Genomic DNA, 18,236 nt, shown 5'->3' with positions numbered 1-18,236 from the left:
TGCAAATTGTGGTAAACTAGCGTATGGAATTATTGTAAGACATGCAGGAGATAAGGTGGGTGCTTACGTCGTAATGGCAAATTCAAATCGCAACAACTCCTCATCCAAAGGATGGCTTTGGTTGATGGGCATATTGATTGTACTTACGTTGCTAGCTGCAACGGCTGCCATGTATTATCAATATCAACACCATAACAGCACTAAAGGACATAGCGGACAGCAACAGGCGATTGAAGAAGTGAAATCGGTGAAAAAGGCGAAAGATACCTATGATGTGATAGTTGTTGGTACCGATCCGGAAGGCGTAGCGGCCGCGGTTTCGGCTGCACGGAATGGATTGAGCACGCTGCTAGTCGATGGTCGAGATCGTGAGATTCTAGGCGGATTGATGACGCTTGGTTGGATCAATTCTCTTGATATGAATTATTCCACGAGTAAAAACTTGCTTGGCAAGGATGATGTTTGGAACAAAGGGTATTTCTCTGAATGGTACGCCAAAACCGAAGGGGATTCCTTCGATGTCAATACAGCGGCTAATGCCTTCTATGATGCCGTGAAGAATGAAAAAAATATTGATGTGCTAATGAAAACGAAAGAGATAGATCCGTTGCTTTCACAAAATAAAAATGCGGTGCAAGGCGCAACGATCACGCTTGAAAATGGAAGTACGCAAGTCGTTAAAGCGGCTTCGGTCATCGATGCGACACAGGATGGCGATTTCGCAGCAGCAGCGGGTGTTCCTTTTACAATGGGGCATGAGGATATCGGGGATCCAAAATCCAAAATGGCCGTAACGCTGGCTTTTCGTTTGAAAAACGTCACACCTGAAGTATGGAATCTGATGGCCAAACGATTGAATGGCGATGACAATTCAGGCACGGGTGTAACGGATGTAAGTGTATTCGGGTATAGTGAAATGAGCAATTATCCTGCACTGAATAAAGAAAGAGCCAAAATGAGAGGGCTCAATATGGGTAGGCAAAATGATAATACGGTGCTAATTAATGCCTTGCAAATTTTTGGCGTAGACACATTTGATCCGAAGTCGGTTCAAGAGGCTTTTGATATCGGGAAAAAGGAATTGCCTAACATTGTCGATTATATGAAGAAAACATTTCCTGAGTTTTCTACGATTGAGCTGGATGGATCCGCACCTGAGCTTTATGTGAGGGAAACACGTCATATGCAGGGCGAATACAGACTGAACATTGTGGATGTATGCACTAATGCGGATCAGTGGGATCGCATCGGCTTCGGCTCATATCCAGTCGATATCCAAAGGGTTTCCCCAACAGATTCAGGTAATGTTGTTTGTAAACCAAAGCAATACGCGATTCCTTTCCGCAGTATCGTGCCACAGAAGATTGATGGTTTACTCGTCGTAGGTAGAGCGGCAAGCTATGATACACTGCCGCATGGAAGCGCTCGTGTTATGCCTACAGGCATGGCAGAGGGGGAAGCAGCTGGAGCAGCAGTTAGTTTGGCCAAAGCAGAGAATAAAACCTTCCGTCAGCTATCAGCGTCCAAGGAGAGTATAGCTAAGCTTCAAGCCCAGCTGAATAAGCAAGGCATGGAAGTTCAGCCGATGACGATTAAGCCTCAACCATTCATGGAGCATAAATCATATGAGGGCTTGAAAACCGCGTTGATGCTTGCTTTGGCATCTGGTGCGTATGATAATAACTTTCACCTAGATGACGCGGCTAATCCAAAACGTATGGTCAATTTGGTTGGCGGCGCACGGAAAATGAAGCCAGATGCGTTCACGGGAGATGTGAATCAAGCCATCGCAAAACTTGATAATGCAGACAAGATACCGCTGACTCTTGAGCAAGCTAGCTATACCTTTACACAGGCCCTAGGCATCAAAGCCACAGTTGCTGAAGCACAAGCGAAGCTTGTAGAGAGTAAATTGCTAACGGCAGGAACAATCAATGGGATTGCAGATAAGCAAAAATTAACCAATGGCGACACATACATGTTAATTCGAGACGTGAAGATGGGTTTAACAGGTAAGCCATAACAACATAAAGAGCCTTATTGCCGCATCAGATGTGGCTGTAAGGCTCTTAGTTTGTGGTTGGCAAAGAGAGAGTGGATGATTTCGGTTACATTTCTTAGTCTTCGGTCGCAGCTTCTTCGTCAGCCTCGGCTTCAGCTTCTTCTTCATCCTCAGCTTCTGGCTCATCATCAGAGGCTTCTTCACTCTCAGCTTCTTCATCTTCTTCAGCTTCGGCTTCTTCGTCATCAGCCGCTTCTTCTTCTGCTTCCTCTGCTGCAGTATCCGTTTCTTCAATGGCCTCTTCTTCGGCTGCTTCTTCAGCTACTTCTTCTTGGTCTTCGGCTTCTGTTTCGGATTCTTCAGAGAAAAGCACCACGAGATCTTGTCGTTCCTCTTGAAACTCGTTTTGTAGTGTCATTTGTTACAGCCTCCAGATTTAATATTCAAGGCCATCTGCCTTGTTGTACATGTATATGTGAAAACGGAATGAATATACGAGTGAAACGAAATGAAAATGATTGAAAATAAGCGGGATTTTTGTGTAATGAAATTGTAACAAGAGCTTCATCTTCCTTTAATCTAAGAAGGATATACTGATACTCGACCCCCTTTAAAATATAAACTTTTGAAAGCCTGCTGCCATGTGCTGCAGGCTATTTTCTTTGCACACAAAAACCGCCACAGCTATGCTGGACGGTTTCGAATTTAATGTTCAATTTACATTAGAGCGTCAATTGAGTAATCTCCAGCTCCGATCAACGCAACTCCTAGGGCAACAACGAGCAAAGTCGCATTGTATTCAAATCCATTGGATGATACCCAGTATCCATTTTTGCCGTGGACTTTAATAATAGCCATAATCATTGTAATAATAATAAGAGCAGCGCCAACTTCTGTCCATAAACCAGCGGCGAAGAGCAAGCCACCCGCTAATTCCCCTAAACCAGCGACAACAGCCATCAAGACACCTGGTTTAATGCCAATGGATTCGAAGAATCCGCCTGTGCCTTTAGGTCCGTACCCACCAAACCAACCAAACAATTTCTGTGTACCATGTGCCGCCATCGTTAACCCAATCACCAATCGAATAATAAGAAGTCCTAATGCCATACTAACATCTCCTCTTTAAATATATTTTGTTTAACAACTTACTTTATGTTAGTATATTATTACGAAGCACTTACTTTTGTCAAGCGACTATGTTAAAATAGTTTTACAGAAGTGTTTGAAGCTGTGTTCAAGCAAGAACTCGAAGGAGATGATTAAGATGGAAAACGATCAACTATGTCCCAAATTCGAGAATGCATTCGAACTTCTGGGGAAACGTTGGACAGGACTTATCGTTACTGTATTGTTATCCGGGCCCAAGCGGTTTAAAGATATATCCGTATTAATCCCAAGCATGAGCGATCGGATGCTCTCCGAAAGATTCAAGGAATTAGAAGCGGCGGAGATTATTATTCGACATGTCTATCCAGAAACGCCGGTTCGGATTGAGTATGAATTAACGCCTAAAGGAAAAGGACTTCGCCCTGTCATGGATGAAGTACAAAAATGGGCGGATGCTTTCTCTTAAACCATAGGGAGGAGGCAGAGTATTAGTAACGACTATCTCTTGACTTTGCCCTTACCAATGTTTACAATAACCATAATGTAATTCCATTAGATTGTGATCCGTTGAAGGGACACAGTAATTCGCCCCCACATGAACAGAGAAGGAAGTCTAGGCTGCAAGCTTCCGATGATGAGCGAATGAAAAGACCTCCCTGAGGACCAACTGGGAACAGCCCATGTTAGCATGTGCTAAGTAGTAGTTGTGCGAGTAGCGGGCGTTAACCGCAAAGAGCAGAATTGTGTTTGCTTGCGTAAGCAAGGAAGCATGACAAGCTGAATGTGGGTGGTACCACGGGTGAATTTGTTAATCAAATCTCTCGTCCCTGACGTAAGTCGGGGATGGGGGATTTTTTGCTTTTTGAAAGTGCACGTAGGTAGAGATAAAGGGAGGTTACTTAGATGAGTATTCAGAAGCCAAAAGGTACACAGGATCTGCTTCCTGGCGAGGTGGAGAAGTGGCAGTACCTTGAGAGTAAGGCGAGAGACTTGTGTCAACGTTTTAACTACAAAGAAATTCGTTCGCCAATTTTCGAGAGCACAGAGCTTTTTTCGCGCGGAGTTGGGGAAACGACGGATATCGTCGAAAAAGAAATGTACACATTTCTTGATAAAGGCGACCGCAGCATGACACTTCGTCCTGAAGGGACAGCGGGTGTCGTTCGCGCCTATATAGAAAATAAACTGTATGGGATTCCAGATCTCACGAAGCTGTTTTATGTGGGTCCTATGTTCCGCTATGAACAGCCGCAAGCGGGAAGATACCGCCAGTTTCACCAGTTCGGCATTGAAGCGTTCGGATCGGTGGATCCAAGCATCGATGCAGAAGTGATTGCGCTTGGCTATACGTTCTATAAAGAAATTGGTCTGAAAGAAGTAACCGTGGAAGTTAACTCGGTAGGTACACCTGCGGTTAGAACTGCTTACCGCGAGCAGCTGCAGGCGTTTTTTGCCCCGGTTAAAGATCAGCTATGTAAGGACTGCCAGTCGCGTTATGACCGAAATCCGATGCGTATTCTCGATTGCAAAATCGATCAAAAGTATGGAGTTGGCGCTCCTGACATCCTAGAGTTCTTGGATGAGGAATGCCGGACGCATTTTGCACAAGTACAAGAGCACTTGACGGCGATGGAGATTCCATACCGCATCAATCCTCGCTTGGTACGCGGTTTGGATTACTACACGCACACTGCGTTCGAATATAAGGCAGCTGGGATCGGTGCTATCGATACGATTGGCGGAGGCGGACGTTACAATGGTCTTGTCGAACAAATTGGTGGACATGGGACAGATCAACCAGGAGTAGGCTTGGGACTTGGTCTTGAGCGCATTCTGCTCGTCCTGCAAGCGCAAGGCGTTGAGATACCCAAGCCAGAGCCACTCGATGTATACTTGATCGGTCTTGGCGAAGCTGCTGAGAAGGAAGTTACAAAGCTTCTGCACCAGCTTAGAGTTCAAGGATTAAAGGCAGAGAAGGACTATCAAGGGCGTAAGATGAAGGCACAAATGAAATCCGCTGATCGTTTTCAAGCAACCTATGTTGCGATTCTTGGTGACGATGAGTTGGCACGCGGCGAAATAACGCTGAAGAAGATGGAAACAGGAAATCAAATCACGCTAAGTTTAGTGGATCTTGCCTCAAATGCAGCAAAGACACTATTCGAATAGATAGCTACACCAATATGAACACTATGAGGAGGAAATAACAATTATGATGCTCAAAACACATCATTGCGGGCAGCTTACGAAAGCCCAGGTAGGCGAAACAGTAATACTTAACGGGTGGGTTCAAAGAAGACGCGACTTAGGCGGCGTTCTTTTCATCGATTTACGTGACCGCAGTGGTCTTGTACAGACGGTATTTAACCCGGATTTCTCTGGTGATGCTTTGGCGATAGCTGACCGTGCTCGTAATGAGTACGTGCTTGCTTTGAAAGGGAAAGTTGTTGAACGTGACGCAGAAACTGTCAATAAAAACATCCCAACAGGTGAAATCGAGATTCAAGTGACAGAAATCGAAATCATGAACGCAGCGAAAACACCTCCGTTCTTTATCGAAGATGGCGTTGAAGTGGATGAAGCTGTTCGTTTGAAATACCGCTACCTAGACCTACGTCGTCCGGAAATGCAACGTACCTTGATGCTTCGTTCCAAAGCGTCCAACGTATTCCGTAATTTCTTAGATGCACAAGGCTTTATTGATGTGGAAACACCGATCTTGACGAAAAGTACACCAGAAGGTGCGCGTGATTACTTGGTACCAAGCCGCGTGCATCCAGGCGAGTTTTTCGCGCTTCCACAATCCCCGCAAATCTTTAAGCAATTGTTGATGGTTAGTGGTCTTGAGCGTTACTACCAAATTGCACGCTGCTTCCGCGACGAAGATCTTCGTGCAGATCGCCAGCCTGAATTTACACAAGTCGACATCGAGACTTCCTTCCTATCGCAAGATCAGCTTCTTGATATCTTGGAAGAGCTTGTTGTTAAATTAATGCAAGAAACGGCAAATGTTGAGATTCCACGACCATTCCAACGGATTACGTATGCAGATGCGATGGCGAAATACGGCTCGGATAAGCCGGATCTTCGTTTTGACCTTGAGTTGAAAGATGTATCCGATATCGTTTCAACGTCCGGTGTTCAAGTATTTGCTAACGTTGTAAACGGCGGTGGCCAAGTTAAAGCACTTAACGCCAAAGGCTGCGGCACATGGAGTCGTAAAGAAATCGACGATTTACTTCCGTTCGCAGCACGCTACGGCGCAAAAGGTCTTGCTTGGATTCAAGTGAAAGACGGCGAGTTCAAAGGGCCTATCGTGAAATTCTTCAACGAAGCTGAAATCGCAGCGTTGACAGAGCGTCTAGGCGCCGAAGAGGGAGATCTTCTACTATTCTCTGCTGATAAGAAAAAAGTGGTTGCTGATGTCCTCGGTAACCTTCGTCTGAAAATCGGTCGTCAACTTGGCCTTATCGATGACTCCGTATTCAAATATGCATGGGTTGTAGACTTCCCACTCCTTGGCTATGACGAAGAAGCGAAACGCTATGTAGCGGAACATCACCCGTTCACACGTCCAAACGAAGATGATATTCATTTCTTCGATACAGACCCAGGTCAAATTCGTGCGCAAGCATACGATTTGGTCTTGAATGGTTATGAAGTAGGCGGCGGCTCCATGCGGATTTACCAACGTGATGTGCAAGAGAAAATGTTCGCAGCACTTGGCTTCTCCAAAGAAGAAGCAGTTGAGAAATTCGGCTTCTTGCTGGAAGCATTTGAATATGGTACACCTCCACACGGTGGCTTTGCATTCGGATTTGACCGTTTGGTGATGCTAATCACGGGCCGTACGAACCTGAGAGAAACGATTGCATTCCCGAAAACAGCAAGTGCAACAGACTTGTTGACGGATGCACCGGGTACGGTGGATGACAAACAACTAGAACAACTATCGATTCGCTTAGCGCTTAAGCAGCCTGCTGCGAAAGCCTAAGAACTTTGAAGAGGAAGTGTTCCTATGCTTCACCAATTTTCACGTACTGAGTTAGCAATAGGCCCTGAGGGTCTTGAAATTTTGAAAAATAGTACAGTTGTCGTACTCGGAATTGGCGGCGTAGGTTCCATAGCAGCCGAAGCCCTGGCACGTTCAGGGGTCGGACGTTTAATTCTGATCGACAAGGATGTTGTCGATATCACGAACATCAACCGTCAGATTCATGCGCTTACGACAACGGTTGGTCAGCCTAAGGCTGATCTGATGCGGGACAGAATCAAACTCATTAATCCAGAGTGCGATGTCATTTCCCTGCGCATGTTTTACACAGAGGAAACGTATGAGCAAGTATTCTCGTATCCGATCGATTATGTGTTGGACGCAAGTGATACGATTTCCTACAAAATTCATCTGATTAAGCAATGTCTTGAACGTAAAATTCCGATGATATCCTGTATGGGTGCTGCGAATAAAATGGATCCAACACAGTTTAAGGTTGCGGATATTTCCAAAACGACCATGGACCCTATTGCACGTGTGATTCGACAAAGATTGCGTAAGGAAGGCATCAAGAAAGGCGTGAAAGTCGTATTTTCGACTGAAGAGCCGATGAAGCCACGTGAAGACGTTACTGAGCAAATCGTCCCTGCGAATGCACCTGAAATTCGTAAAGCGCAGCAACCGCCAGCGAGTAACTCGTTCGTTCCTCCTGTAGCGGGACTAATCATGGTGAGTGTGGCTGTGAAAGAATTGCTGGAGATTGGCGCTAAGCAAAAATAAGAATGAGGGATGCCCGTGAAAATGGGTGTCCCTTTTTTTATGTCCTTACATATATCAGTTAAGTATATGTTGATTCGATATATATAATCTGATAAATTAATGAGGTGAGAATGGGAATTACAACCAAATGGAGGACGTGCAACATGAACAGTCAAGATGTTATTTTGGGCCTATTAATGCATCATAGCTTATCGGGTTACGACATCAAGCATAAGCTGGAGACGATATTTTCATACTTTTACAACGCGAGCTATGGCACGATCTATCCTACATTAGGCAAAATGGAAAAGGATGGCCTCATTACCAAACAAAGTGTCATCCAAGAAGGAAGACCAAATAAGAATGTCTATTCCATCACAGAGGAGGGCCAACTGAAATTTAAAACGTACATGTACAGTCCAGTGGAAGATAATGAATTCAAGTCTGATGTGATGACGCGTATGTTTTTTGGTGAGTTTGTGGAGAAGGACATCATGCTAGGTGTGTTAGAAGAGTATCTTCAGCGAACGAAGGAGAATATGGCGCGTTTACGTAAGTTGTATGTAGATTGCCAACCCGAGATGTCGCCTACGCAGGAAATTTGCATTCAAATTGGCATCAACAATTCGGAAAGTCAAATTCTAACACTGACTCAAGGGATAGCACGATTGAAAAATCTAGGAAGAATTGAGGTTGAATAGGAATGGGGAATAAAAAAACAGGTTTGATCATTTTAGCTATGGCTTTAGGGCTACTTATGTCAGCATTGGATAATACGGTTACTTCTGCTGCGATCTCACATATTATTAGCGATATTAATGGCTTTGATAAAATCAGTTGGGTATTCACCGCGTATATGCTTGCCGCCACAAGTACCATGCTTGTTTTCGGAAAACTGTCGGATATGTTCGGCAGAAAGTTGTTTTATATGATCGGTATTTCAATCTTTCTGATTGGGTCAGCTCTATGCGGAATGGCACAAGACATGACGCAGCTCATCGTGTTCCGAGCTATTCAGGGTATCGGATCTGGCGCGATTTTTCCAATTTCTTTCACCATTATTTATACGATTTTTGCTGATCCCAAACAGGCGGCAAAGCTGTCAGGTGTTTTCGCAGGGATATTCGGACTCTCATCGGTAGCGGGACCGCAGATCGGCACGCTGTTAGCTGAATCATGGGGCTGGCGCTGGTGTTTCTATGTGAATTTGCCGCTTGGTGTGCTGTCCTTCATAGTCTTATTTTTTGCGTTAAAAGAATCTCGCTCCGATCGTCGCCCGAAAATCGATTATCTGGGAACGCTTTTTCTAATCGTCACAACCGTATCACTCATGCTTGCGCTTGAGTTTGGCGGCAAAGATTATGCCTGGGGCTCTTGGCAAATCATTAGCTTGTTAGCAGTAGCCATTGTAGTTGGCATCTTGTTTGTTCAAGTGGAGCGCCGAGCACATGAGCCCATTCTTCCATTGCCTTTATTCAAAAATCGGATGGTGCTTGCGACTGTCCTAGCCTGTCTCTGTCAGGGTGCCATCATGTTCTCGGCCATCGCGTATTTGCCAATTTTCTCAACAGCTGTACTTGGTCGTGCGAATTCAAATGGATTGCTGACTCCAATGATGTTCTCCTTAATGGTAGGCGCTGTTGGTTTTGGATTCTTGCAGCGCTTCTTCAGCTTCCGCGCCGTCTTCGCATTCAGTATGACATCAGGCATTGCGGTTAGCTATCTGCTAAGCATTGTCAGTCATGATGCAAGCAAGTTCTATATGGTTGTACTCATGGTCATTCTTGGTGTTGGGGCGATTGGTCCGTTAATGAGTGTAGCTCAAAACGCGGTTGCGCAAAGTGTAGATCGTAGATATATCGGTGTAAGTTCCTCTATCGTTGGCTTCTGGCGGAATATTGGCGGTGTTCTAGGGGCGTCGATTATGGCGACCATCGTGAACAATAACTACAGCAGCCTTATTCAGGATGGTGCGGCTGCACATCATATGCCGCTGGATAAGCATGCAACTTTGGCTAACCCAGAACAATTGATACGTGCAGGTTCTGAGCTTCCTCCTGCAACAATGAACTTCCTTCGCGACTCACTAGGGACGGCAATTAATCATGGGTTTATCTTAAGTATTGCCTTTGGTGTTGTTGGGTTAGGCGCTGCGTTTATTGCTGGGCCGCTGCGCTTCGCAGTCCCGGCACCGCGTCAGGAAGCCCAATCTGAGCCAGTGGTGCCTCATTCCGTATAGGGTTACGGAAAGCTCCTCCATGCGTATGCTAAGCGCGAATGGGGGAGTTTTTATGTGGAGAGACATGACATGCCAATCTTAGCAAGGTATAATGGACAGACAACTTTCAACACCAAGTAAAGGAAACGAACTCATGGATTTGTTTACATATGCAGCATCTCAAGATCCGGTGGGCAAGCTGCTAGCTGACCGGATGCGGCCAACGACGCTAGACGAATATATTGGCCAAGAACAGATCGTTGGCAAAGGCAAGCTCCTGAGACGGGCGATTGAGGCCGATCAAGTCACGTCAATTCTCCTCTATGGACCTCCGGGGACAGGGAAGACGACACTTGCGAACATTATTGCGAATCGCACACAAGGCGAGTTTATGAAGCTCAACGCGGTTGATGCTTCCGTGAAGGACGTCCGCGAGATTATTGAGCTGGCCAAAAGCACTAAAGCGATGTACGGTCGCAAAACGACCCTGTTTCTGGACGAAGTCCATCGCTTCAACACGTCGCGGCAGGATGCGCTGCTTCCGGCTGTCGAGCAGGGCATCCTCATCTTCATCGGGGCGACCACAGAGAACCCCTTTCACCATGTGAACGGGGCCCTCTTGTCGCGCTCGACGCTGTTCCAGCTCGAGCCCCTCACGGCGGAGCATGCGCTGATTGCCATGCGAAGAGCGATCGCCGATCCCGTCAAGGGGCTCGGCTTCATGCGCCTCCACGTAGACGAGGAGGCGCTCACCCACATCGGGCAGATGGCCAATGGCGACATCCGCCGATCCTTGAATGCGCTGGAGCTCGCAGCGCTGACGACTTCACCTGAACCGGATGGCACGGTTCATATCACACGCGAGGTGGCGGAAGAGTCAATCCGCCGCCCCATCGTGAAAGCGGACGAGTCGACGCAGTATGACATCTTGTCCGCCTTTCACAAGAGCGTACGCGGCTCTAGTGACGCCGCGCTGTTCTGGTTCCTCTATGCCGTTGAGAAGCTCGGCATGGATCCTATGACCTTCCTGCGGCGTCTCATCGTCGCTTGCAGCGAAGATATCGGACTCGCTAATCCGCAAGCGATGGTGCAGTCTGTGACTGCGATGGACGCCTATCATAAAATTGGCTGGCCGGAATCGAAGTACATCATTTCCCAGGCAATTTTATTCGCTGTGGAGAGTCCGAAGTCCAACTCCATTCCGCTCGCGATTATGCGTGCACAGGAGCTGATGGAGCGTGTAAAATCAGCCGAAGTTCCGCTGCATCTGCGCGATACGCACTACAAGGGTGCGGAGAAGCTTGGCCATAAAGGTTATTTGTACCCGCATAATTACCCAGGTCATTTCGTTCGTCAGCAATACTTACCGGATGAAATCCAGTATGAAGTTATTTTTGCGGCAACCAATCAGGGGACAGAAGAGAAGATGAAGCAAAATCAACACAAAAGAAGAGGGACACCTACCGATTCATAGAATCCGTAGAGTCCCTCTATTTTCTTGCTCCATGAGAATTGTGAATACCTTCTCTGTAACGGGATCATAACGAATGGAGACAATGAGCGGAAACTCAACACCATTCTTTTTGACCCAAAATCGGAACTGCTGCTGCACAACCCCGGGAGCTACGTTGGATTTTCCGATATATGTATAATCCAACAACGTATACACCTTACCGGCTTCGTGAAATGCAAGGCGACTCCACTTGGCATAGGAGGGGTCTGGTTCAGGAACACGTTTTGAAATGCTACCCTTGGCTGGTTCGATTGTTTCTGCTTGTGCATCTGAAACACCGACCCAGCCAAGCCCGATCATGAGTAAAACTGCAATGATTTTGCTCACTATCGCTCACACCTTTCGCTTTTAGCGTGTGCGGCTGGTGGAGTTGGCATACGAATAAGCGCGCGGTAAATAACAGCAAAAACGCGCATCATAGGTAATTTTAGGCTGGTACAGCCATTTTAGACGTCTCACCCAAGATCTTACACTCGAAATCCGAGCTCGTAAGCATTTTACCTACGTCACTCATCAATCACAACAAAAAAAGGAGCACCCATGTGCTCCTTTCACTTCATAACTTAAAGATCTTCGTCAAATACTTACTAGCAGCGTCGCTATACTTATCCTTCAGAAGCGTTCGCAGCTGAGCTTTGGCCTCCGGTGTAGGAAGCGAATTCTTGGCAATGCCATGAAGCTCCATCCAATGCGAGGCCGTCATATAGCAGGTGCTATTCCATCCGTTTTTCGTTCCATTGGCGTTCAAACGCTCACTGATCCCGGCTATTAGGATATCTGCTTTACATTGCAAATCGACTAATGCACGATCAAATTCATTCTTGGATTCTTTGGATTTCAGATCGGTCGCAGAGCGCAAAGCTTTCACATCAATGCCTTCATTGCCTGCAATGGCGTGATATACATCCACAGCTGCTTTGGAAAGCTCGCCATCCGAATAGCGCTCGTCCACTGTGTAAGGGTCTTCTAGTAAGTTTTTAATCAGTGGAAAGAGTTCTGAAGCTATCAACAAAGGTTTCTTGGCAAAAAATCGTCCGTAAGCAGCAAGGCCGTCCCCAGGAAGTCGATCGCGCCATAGCCAAGGATCTGTCTCTAGTCCTGTATGCCACTGCTCGTGAACCGTTAAGGATTCAAGAGATGGATGCGCTGGAATGAACGAGGAGAGGGGGAGGATACCAATTTCCTTAACGAGCCTCTTCACATCTTCATACGTATCAGCTTTCATCGTTACTTCGTTCATTGCCATAGCCATTCTCCTTCACACTAATCTTTTCCCTTCGTTCTTGCCCTTGCTCTTAACTTATCTTTTTAAATCTCTTTTCTTCGTACTTACCACTTACCGCTTACTTATGAACCTTATCAATCACACCGCCACCGAGACAAATCTCACCATCATAAAAGACAACGGATTGACCTGGCGTTACCGCTTTTTGCGGCTTATCGAACACAACTTCACAGCTTCCGTTTTCCTGAAAGTTAATCACAACGCCTTGATCCGCTTGACGATAACGGAATTTAGCCGTGCATGCGTAAGCACCCTCTGGCTTCTTCGAAGAGATCCAGTTTATATCGGTTGCAGTCAAACCCTTGGAATAAAGGCCAGGATGCTGTTCACCTTGAACAACGAGCAACTCGTTAGTTTCCAAGTTTTTATCCACTACGAACCACGGTTCTCCTGAACCCGATCCACCAATCCCGAGACCTTGTCTTTGGCCTAGCGTGTAGTACATCAGCCCGTCATGGCGCCCCTTGATCTCTCCGTTACGAATATCGACCATATTGCCTGGGCGTGCTGGCAGGTATTGGCTGAGGAACGTTTTGAAGTCACGCTCACCGATGAAACAAATCCCTGTGCTATCTTTCTTCTTAGCCGTTGCTAAACCAGCTGCTTCAGCGATTTCACGTACCTTAGACTTGGGCAGATGACCAATGGGGAACATCGCTTTAGACAGCTGCTGTTGATTAAGGACGTTAAGGAAGTAAGTCTGATCCTTATTCGAATCATTACCGCGCTTCAAGACGAACTCGCCATCTTGTTCCATCACTTGCGCATAGTGCCCAGTTGCGATGTAGTCGCCGCCTAAATCAATGACCTTTTGAAGCAATTCGCCAAATTTAATCTCGCGGTTGCACATGACATCAGGATTCGGAGTGCGCCCTTTGGTGTACTCGTCCAAGAAGTAGGCAAAAACTTTGTCGTAATACTGCTTCTCGAAATTAACTGTATAGAAAGGAATATCGAGCTGGTCACAGACCCTTCTGACATCCTCTGCGTCTTCTTCTGCGGTGCAATGACCGAATTCATCGGTATCGTCCCAGTTTTTCATGAAAATGCCAATAACCTCATACCCTTGCTCCTTAAGCAGCAACGCGGCAACGGAAGAATCGACACCTCCGGACATCCCAAGGATGACACGAGTTTTTGAATGCATAGCGTAAACCTCTTTTCTATCTGGCAAGACTTTTTGCGAAGTCGTTTATTTTGAACACCTACTATTATACATGCCAATAGCTCAAAATTAAAATATTTCATGAGAATGTCATTGTTTTTCCCCCACGGGACAAGGGTTTTGTGATAACATAGATATGATATACGGATGTTTTGGAATGTTTTTGCGAAAAATGGAAACGCTGTTTACCTAGATAGGGACGACCCTGGTGTTAAGCGTGGGTAGCAATGTTGGTAAGCATCTCAAGTTTTAGCGATATATACAGACTCCTTGATGGCATATCATGTTGAATGAGGTGTTAATTTTGAAAATTTCCACAAAAGGTCGTTATGGTCTAACGATCATGATGGAACTAGCCAACCGAGTGGGTGAAGGACCGACTTCACTGAAAAGTATTGCTGAAAGACATCAGCTTTCTGAACATTATCTTGAACAGCTTGTAGCTCCTTTACGGAATGCAGGTTTAGTCAAAAGTATTCGTGGAGCCTATGGTGGCTATATTCTTTCTAAATCTGCCGAGCAGGTTACTGCAGGTGAGGTTATTCGTGTATTAGAAGGACCCATCTCACCAGTTGATTTTACGGAAGAGGATGATCCTGCCAAACGGGACTTGTGGATTCGGATTCGTGATAGCATTGCTGAAGTGCTGGACTCCACAACATTGGCGAACCTAATTTCTTTCGAAGATAAAGGCAAAAACGATAATTACATGTTTTACATTTAAGGTGACCTATGGACCCCATCTATCTTGATCATGCAGCAACTACGCCCGTACATGCTGATGTATGGGAGGCTATGTTGCCTTTCTATACAGCAAATTTTGGTAATCCTTCTAGTACGCATAGCTTTGGCCGCGCCTCACGAACTGCACTGAATCGCTTCCGTGATGGCATGGCGAAAGCCTTAGGCTGTTTGCCTGCAGAGCTCGTTTTTACTAGCGGCGGAACGGAAAGCAATAACATGGCGATCTTTGGGATCATGCAGGGGGATCAAGCAGGCAAGAAACATATCATCACGACTGCCATTGAACATCATGCCGTGCTGCACCCCTGTGAACGATTGGAGAGCCTCGGCTTCCAAGTGACCTATCTCCCTGTAGGTCCAGATGGACTTATTCAAATAGAAGATGTGGAAGCCGCTATTCGTCCCGATACAGCTCTTATCTCTATGATGTATGTGAATAATGAAGTAGGCACGATCCAGCCGATTGAACAAGTTGGTCAACTTGCTAGAAAGCATGGCATTCCTTTTCATGTTGATGCGGTGCAGGCCTTAGGGAAGTTACCCCTAAATCTTGCTGAATTACCTGTCGATTTGATGAGCCTGTCTGCTCACAAAATATATGGTCCTAAAGGTGCTGGAGCTTTGTATGTTTCCAAGCATACCAAATTGCTTCCACACGTTTACGGTGGTTCACAGGAACGCAAGCGCCGTGCAGGAACTGAGAATGTAGCAGCAATCGCAGGCTTCGCTAAAGCCGTTGAACGAATTCTCCCTATGAGAGAAGGGAACTACACACAAGCCAGTGAGCTGCGTGAACAGTTTATTTCCAACTTAGAGCAGCAATTGGGCTGTGATCGTTTTATCATTAACGGGCATAAGGTATGGAATGTTCCCCACATCTTGAACATATCCTTTCCTGGTATCTCCACAGAAACGCTACTGATGAACCTTGATTTAGAAGATGTAGCTGCTGCTAGCGGCTCTGCATGCACGTCTGGCTCGCTTGAAGTATCTCATGTCCTAAAGGCCATGAAACTTCCAGAAAATGTGACACTCTCCGCGGTACGATTTAGCTTTGGAATGGGGAATTCTAAAGAACAAATCGAAACGGCTGCCCAGAAAGTTGCAACCATTATTCAACGGTTGCGTAATAAGTAGTACTGGGTGGTTCTAGGAGGCGTTACGCTTGCGCAGAGCGCATGAATTAATAGGACTTCCCGTGTTAACCGTTGAGTCGGGTAAGCAAGTTGGTGAAGTGAAAGATTTGTTGATTGACCCAGCGTGGAACATAAGCGGCATTGTGCTCGAAGCGAAGACGTGGTTCTCATCCTTACGATACATATCATGGGGAGGAATCGTTGCAGCTGGAGCGGATGCTATAACCATACCGAACGAAAGTGTCATTTGCGAATTTGGGCAGAAGAATGAGTGCCATGCTTTTCTTGAGGGAAGCGACAAGATAAAGGGACTCCCCGTCATTACGGTGGGAGGGCACGAATTAGGCGTGGTAGAAGATGTTTATTTAAACCAGAATTGGGGAAAACAAATAGTAGGTTATGAATTGTCCGAAGGGTTTATTTCTGATTTAAAAGAAGGGCGAAAGTGGCTTCCCATGCCAGAAACGGCAACCATTGGAGAAGACGCAATCATCGTGCCTGGACATTGCGCTCAGGAAGTAGAAGAACTCTTCGTATCCAAAGAAGAATAGGGTGAGCATGATGCGTTGTCCAAACTGTAATTCCAAAGATATTGGAAAGATCGGTTCCCATCAATTTTACTGCTGGGGTTGTTTTATCGAACTCAGCGTAAACGGAGATAAAATGTCCGTTTATCAAGTCGAAGAAGATGGTACGTTAAGTTCTCTGGATGATTTGTTTTTTGAGGAAGAAGTTTCTCATATCCACGAGCACGCGAATTAATAGTCTGTCATTATTAAACGTTACTTGTTGAGCGAACTTCGCTCAGCGAGTAGCGTTTTTTTGTTTAACAACTACCACATAAGGGTTAATTTGGGGGAGATGTACACATACTGTATGAGCACAAAGTTGAATTTGAATATACGAGGTGAAGCAGTATGGAACGCTTTTGGCGAAGTAAATGGTTTGTAGGACTGGTGTATGCCTTGTTAATCCTGGCCGGATTATATTTACTCCTGCTCATTAAGCCGATTTTATTCTACTTTTACAAATTTATGAAGACGATTATGATGCCGTTTTTTATAGCGGTGATCATTTCTTATATTTTAAATCCGGTCGTCACGATATTGAATAAACGGAAAGTACCGAGAACCATTGCGGTGCTATTGATTTATGGCGTGTTTATCACATCCGTTACGGTCATTATCATGAATATGACTCCGATGTTTATTAAACAGGCCGCTGAATTAAATGAACACATGCCCCAAATGGCGATGCGTGCACAATCCGTGGTCGATGGATTTAATCAAAATCGGCTGCTGCCTGAAAGTGTTCGGAATGGATTTAATCATTCGCTTAGTAAGCTAGAAACGCGTATTTCCATGACAATTGCGAATTATTTGAATCAAATTGGAGCAACCATTAATCTGCTGTTTGTTGCTTTCATCGTGCCATTTCTGGCGTTCTACATATTGAAGGATTTCCAGATTATTGAAAAAACAGCGCTAGCCATTGTGCCGAAAGAGCATCGCAAAAAAACTGTCTCTTTGCTCATGGACATTGATACGGCGCTAGGCAATTATATTCGGGGACAGCTCCTCGTTTGTATCATCATTGGGGTACTAGCTTACTTAGGCTATTGGCTAATCGGGATGCCGTACCCGCTCTTACTGGCAAGCGTGGTAGCAATCTTCAATATCATCCCGTATATGGGCCCCTTTTTTGGCGCGGCGCCTGCCATTATTATGGCTTCAACGGTATCTTTGAAAATGGTGCTGTTCGTTGCGCTTGTCAATTTGACCGTGCAAATCCTGGAGGGGAATGTGATTTCTCCACAAGTGGTTGGGAAAACCCTGCATATGCATCCGTTATTTATTATCTTCGCATTGCTCGTGGGCGGTGAAGTGGCAGGCGTTGTGGGATTAATTTTGGCCGTACCCTTTTTCGCTGCGATGAAAGTCATCGTTCAGCATGTGTTCATCCATTTTGTTCATAAGCCAACAACCTAGACAGTAAGCGTGCATATTGACGTATTTAGACGCACAAAACCCCTTGGACCATGACTTGCGGGATCATGGTTCAAAGGGTTTTGCACGAGGGTTGAGGAGTAAGAAAGGTTGTGGCCCATACGTAAACCATGAAATGGACTACGGAATAAGTGAGTAAGTAACAAGCTGTTAGTTGTAAGTTCGATGAAAAAAACTTCTATCGCAGCTATTCAAGGATGAGCGACCGCGTCTAGAGGTAAGTTTTATCGCCAATAAGAAAGCCGTTTTCAGGAACTGAAAACTTATACTTTCTTATGTGGTAATGAAAATCATTATCAATAAA

At 45.7% G+C, this 18,236-nt stretch carries 18 protein-coding genes; 13 read left to right on the top strand and 5 right to left on the bottom strand.

What is annotated here, in order from left to right; all coding sequences use genetic code 11:
* Window positions 1–73: 73 nt before the first annotated feature.
* Window positions 74–2,023, top strand: coding sequence for an FAD-dependent oxidoreductase (locus AC58P7_RS16140; protein WP_497344519.1), 1,950 nt, complete (start codon window positions 74–76; stop codon window positions 2,021–2,023).
* A 94-nt stretch (window positions 2,024–2,117) separates the two neighbouring features.
* Here the strand turns inward: AC58P7_RS16140 and AC58P7_RS16135 are convergent, their stop codons facing one another.
* Both AC58P7_RS16135 and AC58P7_RS16130 read right to left on the bottom strand, forming a co-directional pair.
* Window positions 2,118–2,420 carry a hypothetical protein gene (locus AC58P7_RS16135; protein WP_497344517.1) on the bottom strand — a complete coding sequence of 101 codons (303 nt, stop codon included), beginning with the start codon at window positions 2,418–2,420 and terminating at the stop codon, window positions 2,118–2,120.
* A 299-nt stretch (window positions 2,421–2,719) separates the two neighbouring features.
* On the bottom strand, window positions 2,720–3,112 hold the full coding sequence (locus tag AC58P7_RS16130) for a DoxX family protein (protein ID WP_497344516.1): 393 nt from the start codon (window positions 3,110–3,112) through the stop codon (window positions 2,720–2,722).
* A gap of 157 nt (window positions 3,113–3,269) precedes the next feature.
* Here AC58P7_RS16130 and AC58P7_RS16125 point away from each other — a divergent pair, with 157 nt between their 5' ends.
* From AC58P7_RS16125 to AC58P7_RS16095, 7 genes are all read left to right on the top strand, one after another.
* Window positions 3,270–3,578, top strand: a complete 309-nt coding sequence (locus AC58P7_RS16125; protein ID WP_497344514.1) for a winged helix-turn-helix transcriptional regulator — start codon at window positions 3,270–3,272, stop codon at window positions 3,576–3,578.
* Window positions 3,579–4,015: 437 nt separating this feature from the next.
* Window positions 4,016–5,281, top strand: coding sequence for a histidine--tRNA ligase (gene hisS / locus AC58P7_RS16120; protein WP_497344512.1), 1,266 nt, complete (start codon window positions 4,016–4,018; stop codon window positions 5,279–5,281).
* Between the two features lie 43 nt (window positions 5,282–5,324).
* Window positions 5,325–7,106 carry an aspartate--tRNA ligase gene (aspS, locus tag AC58P7_RS16115; protein ID WP_497344510.1) on the top strand — a complete coding sequence of 594 codons (1,782 nt, stop codon included), beginning with the start codon at window positions 5,325–5,327 and terminating at the stop codon, window positions 7,104–7,106.
* 24 nt (window positions 7,107–7,130) lie between these two features.
* Window positions 7,131–7,886 (top strand): tRNA threonylcarbamoyladenosine dehydratase, encoded by a 756-nt coding sequence (locus AC58P7_RS16110; protein ID WP_497344508.1) that lies wholly within the window; start codon window positions 7,131–7,133, stop codon window positions 7,884–7,886.
* 143 nt (window positions 7,887–8,029) lie between these two features.
* The gene (locus tag AC58P7_RS16105) at window positions 8,030–8,566 is read left to right on the top strand and encodes a helix-turn-helix transcriptional regulator (RefSeq protein WP_497344506.1); all 537 of its coding nucleotides are present in this window, start codon (window positions 8,030–8,032) and stop codon (window positions 8,564–8,566) included.
* A 2-nt stretch (window positions 8,567–8,568) separates the two neighbouring features.
* Complete coding sequence (locus AC58P7_RS16100; RefSeq protein WP_497344504.1) at window positions 8,569–10,104, top strand: MFS transporter; 1,536 nt, start codon at window positions 8,569–8,571, stop codon at window positions 10,102–10,104.
* A 133-nt stretch (window positions 10,105–10,237) separates the two neighbouring features.
* Window positions 10,238–11,557, top strand: coding sequence for a replication-associated recombination protein A (locus tag AC58P7_RS16095; RefSeq protein WP_497344738.1), 1,320 nt, complete (start codon window positions 10,238–10,240; stop codon window positions 11,555–11,557).
* On the opposite strand, the gene AC58P7_RS16090 is transcribed toward AC58P7_RS16095, so the two are convergent.
* The 3 genes from AC58P7_RS16090 to mnmA form a co-directional block, all read right to left on the bottom strand.
* Entirely contained in the window at window positions 11,552–11,923 is a 372-nt protein-coding gene (locus tag AC58P7_RS16090) for a DUF3889 domain-containing protein (RefSeq protein ID WP_497344502.1), read from the bottom strand. The two genes, AC58P7_RS16095 and AC58P7_RS16090, sit on opposite strands and share 6 nt — an antisense overlap.
* A 229-nt stretch (window positions 11,924–12,152) precedes the next feature.
* Window positions 12,153–12,842, bottom strand: a complete 690-nt coding sequence (locus AC58P7_RS16085) for an AlkZ-related protein (protein WP_497344500.1) — start codon at window positions 12,840–12,842, stop codon at window positions 12,153–12,155.
* 97 nt (window positions 12,843–12,939) lie between these two features.
* Window positions 12,940–14,028, bottom strand: a complete 1,089-nt coding sequence (gene mnmA / locus AC58P7_RS16080) for a tRNA 2-thiouridine(34) synthase MnmA (RefSeq protein ID WP_497344498.1) — start codon at window positions 14,026–14,028, stop codon at window positions 12,940–12,942.
* 322 nt (window positions 14,029–14,350) lie between these two features.
* On the opposite strand from mnmA, the gene cymR reads away from it, so the two are divergent.
* From cymR to AC58P7_RS16055, 5 genes are all read left to right on the top strand, one after another.
* Window positions 14,351–14,770: a cysteine metabolism transcriptional regulator CymR gene (gene cymR, locus AC58P7_RS16075; protein ID WP_057311968.1), complete on the top strand. Its 420-nt coding sequence runs from the start codon at window positions 14,351–14,353 to the stop codon at window positions 14,768–14,770.
* 8 nt (window positions 14,771–14,778) lie between these two features.
* Window positions 14,779–15,927 carry a cysteine desulfurase family protein gene (locus tag AC58P7_RS16070; RefSeq protein WP_497344496.1) on the top strand — a complete coding sequence of 383 codons (1,149 nt, stop codon included), beginning with the start codon at window positions 14,779–14,781 and terminating at the stop codon, window positions 15,925–15,927.
* A gap of 28 nt (window positions 15,928–15,955) precedes the next feature.
* Window positions 15,956–16,477, top strand: coding sequence for a PRC-barrel domain-containing protein (locus AC58P7_RS16065; RefSeq protein WP_497344494.1), 522 nt, complete (start codon window positions 15,956–15,958; stop codon window positions 16,475–16,477).
* Between the two features lie 7 nt (window positions 16,478–16,484).
* The gene (locus tag AC58P7_RS16060; RefSeq protein ID WP_497344492.1) at window positions 16,485–16,688 is read left to right on the top strand and encodes a YrzR-like zinc ribbon domain; all 204 of its coding nucleotides are present in this window, start codon (window positions 16,485–16,487) and stop codon (window positions 16,686–16,688) included.
* Window positions 16,689–16,843: 155 nt separating this feature from the next.
* Window positions 16,844–17,914 carry an AI-2E family transporter gene (locus AC58P7_RS16055; protein ID WP_497344490.1) on the top strand — a complete coding sequence of 357 codons (1,071 nt, stop codon included), beginning with the start codon at window positions 16,844–16,846 and terminating at the stop codon, window positions 17,912–17,914.
* Window positions 17,915–18,236: the final 322 nt, after the last annotated feature.

The sequence above is a fragment of the Paenibacillus sp. J22FR5 genome, assembly GCF_059691975.1.
Note: the sequence above shows the minus strand (reverse complement) of the source record. Positions and strands in the feature narration are given on the sequence as shown.

Coding starts and splice junctions, on each gene's coding strand:
- AC58P7_RS16140 (WP_497344519.1), top strand. CDS start 74: ATGGCAAATTCAAATCGCAACAACTCCTCATCCAAAGGATGGCTTTGG.
- AC58P7_RS16135 (WP_497344517.1), bottom strand. CDS start 2,420: ATGACACTACAAAACGAGTTTCAAGAGGAACGACAAGATCTCGTGGTG.
- AC58P7_RS16130 (WP_497344516.1), bottom strand. CDS start 3,112: ATGGCATTAGGACTTCTTATTATTCGATTGGTGATTGGGTTAACGATG.
- AC58P7_RS16125 (WP_497344514.1), top strand. CDS start 3,270: ATGGAAAACGATCAACTATGTCCCAAATTCGAGAATGCATTCGAACTT.
- hisS (WP_497344512.1), top strand. CDS start 4,016: ATGAGTATTCAGAAGCCAAAAGGTACACAGGATCTGCTTCCTGGCGAG.
- aspS (WP_497344510.1), top strand. CDS start 5,325: ATGATGCTCAAAACACATCATTGCGGGCAGCTTACGAAAGCCCAGGTA.
- AC58P7_RS16110 (WP_497344508.1), top strand. CDS start 7,131: ATGCTTCACCAATTTTCACGTACTGAGTTAGCAATAGGCCCTGAGGGT.
- AC58P7_RS16105 (WP_497344506.1), top strand. CDS start 8,030: ATGAACAGTCAAGATGTTATTTTGGGCCTATTAATGCATCATAGCTTA.
- AC58P7_RS16100 (WP_497344504.1), top strand. CDS start 8,569: ATGGGGAATAAAAAAACAGGTTTGATCATTTTAGCTATGGCTTTAGGG.
- AC58P7_RS16095 (WP_497344738.1), top strand. CDS start 10,238: ATGGATTTGTTTACATATGCAGCATCTCAAGATCCGGTGGGCAAGCTG.
- AC58P7_RS16085 (WP_497344500.1), bottom strand. CDS start 12,842: ATGGCAATGAACGAAGTAACGATGAAAGCTGATACGTATGAAGATGTG.
- mnmA (WP_497344498.1), bottom strand. CDS start 14,028: ATGCATTCAAAAACTCGTGTCATCCTTGGGATGTCCGGAGGTGTCGAT.
- AC58P7_RS16070 (WP_497344496.1), top strand. CDS start 14,779: ATGGACCCCATCTATCTTGATCATGCAGCAACTACGCCCGTACATGCT.
- AC58P7_RS16060 (WP_497344492.1), top strand. CDS start 16,485: ATGATGCGTTGTCCAAACTGTAATTCCAAAGATATTGGAAAGATCGGT.
- AC58P7_RS16055 (WP_497344490.1), top strand. CDS start 16,844: ATGGAACGCTTTTGGCGAAGTAAATGGTTTGTAGGACTGGTGTATGCC.